The organism is Falsihalocynthiibacter sp. S25ZX9 (assembly GCF_041205405.1).
GTDB lineage: Bacteria > Pseudomonadota > Alphaproteobacteria > Rhodobacterales > Rhodobacteraceae > Falsihalocynthiibacter > Falsihalocynthiibacter arcticus.
This window is the reverse complement of sequence record NZ_JBGFCD010000292.1, coordinates 1-290: the sequence shown is the minus strand read 5'-3', so window position 1 is coordinate 290 and position 290 is coordinate 1. Positions and strand designations below refer to the sequence as shown.

Here is a 290-nt window from a genome sequence, read left to right as displayed (position 1 = left end):
GTGGGAAGCTTGTCACCAAGGGGCCTGCGCCGGCAATCCGATCAGACAAATACCAAACGCCGATGCCATAATTCACCGAGTTATTATAGCGTAGGATGACATCGAAGTTTTGGAACACTAGAAAGGCTGGTCCCGTGGTCCCTGCTGGCAGTAAGAGCGCGGCCCCGCAGTGATTTGGGATCGATCCACGCGCAGCTTTGACGCCAAGCGCACCCCACTCCGCCGCTGATTTCCGCTTTCCACGCCCTGCGAGGGACTTATTGAAACCTTATGTCAAAATGATCTCAAGG

General features: G+C 54.8%; 1 pseudogene. It reads right to left on the bottom strand.

What is annotated here, in order from left to right:
* Positions 1 to 253 (bottom strand): annotated as a pseudogene (locus AB9F29_RS22300) (lytic murein transglycosylase); the annotation flags it as partial.
* Positions 254 to 290: the final 37 nt, after the last annotated feature.